At 67.3% G+C, this 5,451-nt stretch carries 6 protein-coding genes; 4 read left to right on the plus strand and 2 right to left on the minus strand.

Annotation, left to right across the window (positions count from 1 at the left end):
• Nucleotides 1-902: MFS transporter (locus tag C493_RS01035; protein WP_007257528.1), on the minus strand; the 902-nt coding region annotated here is incomplete at its 3' end.
• A gap of 378 nt (nt 903-1,280) precedes the next feature.
• Between C493_RS01035 and C493_RS01040 the strand changes: the two genes are divergently transcribed.
• From C493_RS01040 to C493_RS01055, 4 genes are all read left to right on the plus strand, one after another.
• On the plus strand, nt 1,281-1,766 hold the full coding sequence (locus C493_RS01040) for an Lrp/AsnC family transcriptional regulator (protein ID WP_007257529.1): 486 nt from the start codon (nt 1,281-1,283) through the stop codon (nt 1,764-1,766).
• 2 nt (nt 1,767-1,768) lie between these two features.
• On the plus strand, nt 1,769-2,929 hold the full coding sequence (locus C493_RS01045) for a pyridoxal phosphate-dependent aminotransferase (RefSeq protein WP_007257530.1): 1,161 nt from the start codon (nt 1,769-1,771) through the stop codon (nt 2,927-2,929).
• A 145-nt stretch (nt 2,930-3,074) separates the two neighbouring features.
• Complete coding sequence (locus C493_RS01050) at nt 3,075-3,455, plus strand: PaaI family thioesterase (protein ID WP_007257531.1); 381 nt, start codon at nt 3,075-3,077, stop codon at nt 3,453-3,455.
• 108 nt (nt 3,456-3,563) lie between these two features.
• The gene (locus C493_RS01055; RefSeq protein ID WP_007257532.1) at nt 3,564-4,841 is read left to right on the plus strand and encodes a GNAT family N-acetyltransferase; all 1,278 of its coding nucleotides are present in this window, start codon (nt 3,564-3,566) and stop codon (nt 4,839-4,841) included.
• Between the two features lie 45 nt (nt 4,842-4,886).
• Here C493_RS01055 and C493_RS01060 read toward each other — a convergent pair.
• Nucleotides 4,887-5,451: amidase family protein (locus tag C493_RS01060; RefSeq protein WP_007257533.1), on the minus strand; the 565-nt coding region annotated here is incomplete at its 5' end.

Below are 5,451 nucleotides of genomic sequence, written 5' to 3' on the forward strand. Positions count from 1 at the left end.
GCGAGGACGACGAAGCCGACGCAGGAGGTCGTCAGGAAGCCGAGCATGATCGGGACGCGAGCGCCGACGGCGTCGGAGATGTAGCCGCCAGCGAGGGTAAACACCGCGCCCGAGAGCACGGTCAGCCCCATCAACATCCCCGAGGAGCCCTGCGCGTCGAGGCCGAAGATCGAGATCGCGCGGGCGTCGAGGAGGAGCACCAGCGTCGAAAACAGCACGCCGATGTAGGCGAAGTAGAGCCCGAAGTTGACGAAGCCGATCGTCAGCGCCGGCAGGCTGCGGTCGATATCCCAGGGCTTGACGGACGTCTGTTCGCCCTCGACATGGGTCTCGGGAACGATCACGTAGGCGATGACGCTCGCGAGCCCGGCGAAGGCGGCCGCGAGGACGAACGCCTCGACGTTCCCCCAGAGGTCGCTGACGATCCCGCCCAGCACGAGCCCCGCCGGGAAGCCGAAGGTGATCCCCGCGCGGACAATTCCCATGCTCGTCCCCCTCGAGTCGGCCTCGCTGACGTCCGCCGTGATCGTGTAGGCGGTCGCGAAGACGAGCGCGCTGCCGATCCCCCAGAGGACGCGGGCGATCATAAACCAGAGTTCCGGCATCGGGGAGACGATCGCGACGACGTACATGAACGTCGCGACGCCCTCGATCGCCAGCCCGGCCACGAACGGCGTTCGGGTGCCGATCCGGTCGACGAGGATGCCCGCGGGCGCGTTCGCGACGAGTCGCGTAAAGCGGTTGGCGCTCAGGATGAGCCCGACCATGAACGCCGAGATGCCGAGCACCTCGCCCAGGTTGGGCAGGATCGGGAAGATGACGCCGCCGCCGAAGCCGACGAAGAAGGTACTGGCGACGACGGCGAGGACGATCCGGTTCGACTCGGCGGAGGGAAGACTCACTGGCGATCGCTCTCGAGTGCGTTCGATTCGGACTGCGCTACCGTTCTAGGACAGTGCTGTGGCTAAAGGGTCTGTCGGAAGCGGTGGCGTGTTCCGTCGAAAACGGCGTCGATGCCCCGTCTCCCTCGAGTCGGTGAATCTATAGTAGTTACTGAAAGTCAGTTCACACCCGATCGACGGACAGCGTCGCAATCGGTGCGTAAACCGTTTCAGTGGCTCTATAGTGAACCAACCCCGAACAGTAGCTGTTAGCGAGTCTCGAGGTCGTCGACGGTCGCCTCGGGCGCCCGTTTCCGCTCGTCGTCTCCCGAACGACTGCCCGTCCCCGACGCGGGCGAGTAGCAACGCCTTTTTGCCCGTCCTGCGATGAGCCATGGTATGAGCGAACGCGAGGTGCTCGAGTTGCTTCGTGAGAACGCGCGTTACTCCACCGCGGATATCGCGCGAATGACCGACCTCGAGGAAGACGAGGTCGAAGCAGCCATCGAGGAACTCGAGGCGGCAGGCGTGGTCCGTGGCTACCAGGCGGTCGTCGACTGGGACAAGCTGGAAGACGAGCGCGTCCGCGCCGAAGTCGAGTTGAACGTCCGCCTCGACCGCGAGACGGGCTACGACGACATCGCCGAGCGCCTCGCACGGTTCCCGCAGGTCACGGCCCTGCGGCTGGTCAGCGGCGACTACGACTTCGACATGGAGGTCGAGGGCGACTCCATCCGCGAAGTGTCGCAGTTCATCAGCGAGAAGGTCGCACCCGTCCCCGAGATCACCCAGACGGTCACCCACTACGTGATGACCTCCTACAAGGAAAACGGGATCGAACTCGGTGACGGAGAGGACGACGAACGGCTCTCGGTCTCACCGTAACCATGACGTTCGACCTCTCAGAACGCGTCCAGACCGTTCCGCCGTCCGGCATTCGACGCTTCTTCGAGATTGCCGAGGAGCGCGACGACGTGATCTCGCTTGGCGTCGGCGAACCCGACTTCGCCACGCCGTGGGCGGCCCGCGACGCGGCCATCACGTCGCTCGAGCAGGGCAGAACCTCCTACACGGCGAATCGCGGCAAGCGCGAGCTCCGCGAGGCGATCGCCGACTACGTCGCCGATCGGTTCGGTCTGGGCTACGACCCCGACGAGGAGATCATCGTCACCGCCGGCGCCAGCGAGGCCGTCGATCTGGCCTTCCGCGCGTTCGTCGACCCCGGCGACACGGTCGCCATCGCCCAGCCGTCGTACATCTCCTACGAACCCGGCGTCATCTTCGCCGGCGGCGAGGTGCGTTCCGTCCCGACGAAAGAGGAAGACGACTTCCGACTCACCGTCGAGGGCCTCGAGGAAGCGGGCGCCGACGAGGCGGATATGCTCGTCCTCTGTTACCCGAACAATCCGACGGGCGCGATCATGACCGCCGACGACCTCGAGCCGATCGCCGAGTTCGCCCGCGAGCACGACCTGACGGTCCTCTCGGACGAGATCTACGCCGAATTGACCTACGACGGACACGAGCACACCTCCATCGCCTCTTTCGAGGGGATGCGCGAGCGCACCATCGTCTTCAACGGCTTCTCGAAGGCCCACGCGATGACCGGGCTGCGACTGGGCTACGCGCTCGGTCCCGCCGAGGCGATCCACGCGATGAACAAGATCCACCAGTACACGATGCTCTCGGCGCCGACGACGGCCCAACACGCCGCCCTCGAGGCGCTCGACTCGTGTGAGAACGACGTCCGGGAGATGGTGAACCAGTACGACCGACGCCGCCAGTTCGTCCTCTCGCGCTTTCGCGAGATCGGCATGGACGTCTTCGAGGCCAAGGGCGCGTTCTACTGTTTCCCCGAGGTTCCCGAGGGCTTTACCGCCGAGGAGTTCGCCGAAGCGGTGTTGCACGAACAGGGCGTCGCGGTCGTCCCCGGCGACGTCTTCGGCGCCGGCGGCGAGGGTCACCTGCGGATCTCCTACGCGACCGGTCTCGAGGACCTCCGCGAGGCGCTCGCCCGGATCGAAGCGTTCGTCGAAGAGCACGCGTAAATCCGGCCTGATATCGGATCGAGTCCGGTCTGAATCCGGCCGACAGTCCGATCGTACACCGTCCACCGACGGTCGTCGAGCGCTCCAACGCGATCGCGGCCGGCCGTCGGCAGTTTGATGCCCCGCCCGTGTGAGAGATACCACTATGTCTCCCGAGATGCCCCAAGGATTCTCGGACCTCGTCGGACTGGAATTTACCGATATCGGCCCCGGCTACAGTCGGGGCACCGTCGACGTCACCGACGAACTGAAGAATCCGACCGGCGTCGTCCACGGCGCGGTCCTCTACACGATGGCCGATACTGGCATGGCGGCCGCCTTGCAGTCCGAACTCGCCGAAGACGAACGCTGCGCGACGATCGAACTCAAGATCAACTACCTTCGGGCCGTCCGCGACGGCACCGTGACCTGCGAGACCGAACTCCTCCACCGGGGCCGGTCGACCGCCTACCTCGAGGCAACTCTTGAAAACGACGGCGAGACGGTCGCTCGAGCGACGGGGTCGTTCTCGATTCTCGGAGCGTAACCGTTCGATCGCTGGCGGCGGCTGGCCGCGAGCCGACCGTGAACTGACCACGAACCGCCCGCCACCTCACTGCGAAGTGTTTTCCCGATCGGTCCCGGTGACGTTCCCATGGTCGACTACCGTCCCATCCCGGACGAACGGGACGTCTTTCACGAGTATCGCAGCTACGCGTTCCGCCCCGAGGGTGGGGTTCCGACGTACGATCCCGACGAGCACGAGGCGCCGCGGGATACGATGGGATCCCGTCGGGGGATCTTCGCAGACGGTGCGGATGCCACCGCCGCCGACGTCGAGAGTGCAAAACCGCGATCCGTCTGTCGTCACTACTGGCTCGAGTCGCGCGTCCGCGGGGACGCCCACCGGACGGCCGGGCTGGCCTCGGTTGCGACGCCGCCCGAGTTCCGCCGTCGCGGCCACGTCCGACAGTTGCTCGCACACTCGCTCGCCGAGTACCGCGACCGCAACGTCCGGTTTTCGATCCTGTGGCCGTTTCGCTACCGGTTTTACCGGCAGTACGGCTGGGACACCGCCAATCGAATCGTCACCCACGAGTGCGAGCCCGCGACGCTGTCGTTCACCGCGAACGCGGTCGCCGAGGACGACGGGCGATTCCGGCGCCTCGAGGCCGACGAGTACGACCGCCTCGAGGCCGCCTACGATGCCCACCGGCGGCGGTACGCGCTCTCGCTCGAGCGCGACGCGGGATGGTGGCGCCACCGCATCTTCGGCGGGCACGACCGGGACCCGTTCGTTTACGGCTACGAGCGCGACGGCGAGATCGAGGGCTACCTCGTCTACGCGATCGACGGCGAGAACGGGGACGGGGGCGGGGCCGACGACCGAACGATGGCGGTCTCCGAACTCGTCGCTCGAGACCACGAGACGCTGCTGGCCCTGCTGGCGTTCTGTCACCGCCACGAATCGCAGGTCGGACGCGTCCGCCTGCGCGTTCCCGAGTCGGTCCCGCTTCGGGAGATCGCCCGCGATCCGGACGAGATCGAGACCACCGTCTCGGACGGGCCGATGGTCCGGCTCGTGGACGTAGCCGAGGCGCTGTCCGCCCTTTCGTCTCCGACCCCGACGGACCGAGACGCGCATTCGCCGTTGACCGTCGCCGTCGACGACCCGCTCGCCGACTGGAACGACGGGACGTTCCGCCTCGCTCCCCCGGGCGAGGGCGAACCGTGTGCGCCCGCCGACGGCACCGATCCGGCCGACGCCGACGTCCGCCTCGGAATCGCCGCGCTCTCACAGCTCGTCGTCGGCGTCCACGGCGCCGCCCACCTCGAGCGAGTCGGACGGCTCGAGGCCTCGGAGTCGACCGCCGTCGAGACGCTCGAGGTGCTGTTTCCGGAGACCGACGTGTACTTCGGCCACTACTTCTGATCGCTGCCGGTAGTGGTGACAGTCTGACGGCGCTTACCGCGGGGTTCAGGCGCTCTCTTCGAGGTCGGGATAGTGCTCGGCCCACGGCCGGGCGCGCTCGAGGGCCGCCGCGGCCGCGAGCACGTCCGTCTCGGCGTAGCGCCGACCGACGATCTGCAGCCCGATCGGAAGCCCGTCGTCCGTAAGCCCCGCGGGGACCGACGCGGCCGGATGGCCGGTCAGGTTGAACACCCAGGTGAGCATCGCGTCGGTCGGGAGGCCGTCGACCGACTGTCCGTCGATTTCGGTCGGGTAGCGGTCGGCAAGGTGCTTGCCGTACGGCGGAACGGTCAGCGTCGGCGTGACGAGCACGTCCCCGTCGCCGATGGCGTCCTCGACGGCGTGGTAGGCCGCCGTTCGCGGCCCGTTCGCTCGCCGCTCCTCGAGTCCCTCGAGCGTGCGACCGATCGCGACCGTCGAGCGCACCGTCGGCTCGACGTCGGCCGTCTCGAGGTCGATCCCGTGGTCGTCCTCGACGCGCTCGGCGACGGCGGCGAAGTAGGCGCCGACCTGCGCGTAGTAGGCCTGTCGGAGGTCGCCGTAGTCGGGCAGACCGACGTCGACCTCGCGG

Origin of the sequence: Natronolimnohabitans innermongolicus JCM 12255, from assembly GCF_000337215.1 — an archaeon.
GTDB classification, from domain to species: Archaea; Halobacteriota; Halobacteria; order Halobacteriales; family Natrialbaceae; genus Natronolimnohabitans; species Natronolimnohabitans innermongolicus.

Coding starts and splice junctions, on each gene's coding strand:
- C493_RS01040 (WP_007257529.1), top strand. CDS start 1,281: ATGAGCGAACGCGAGGTGCTCGAGTTGCTTCGTGAGAACGCGCGTTAC.
- C493_RS01055 (WP_007257532.1), top strand. CDS start 3,564: ATGGTCGACTACCGTCCCATCCCGGACGAACGGGACGTCTTTCACGAG.
- C493_RS01050 (WP_007257531.1), top strand. CDS start 3,075: ATGTCTCCCGAGATGCCCCAAGGATTCTCGGACCTCGTCGGACTGGAA.
- C493_RS01045 (WP_007257530.1), top strand. CDS start 1,769: ATGACGTTCGACCTCTCAGAACGCGTCCAGACCGTTCCGCCGTCCGGC.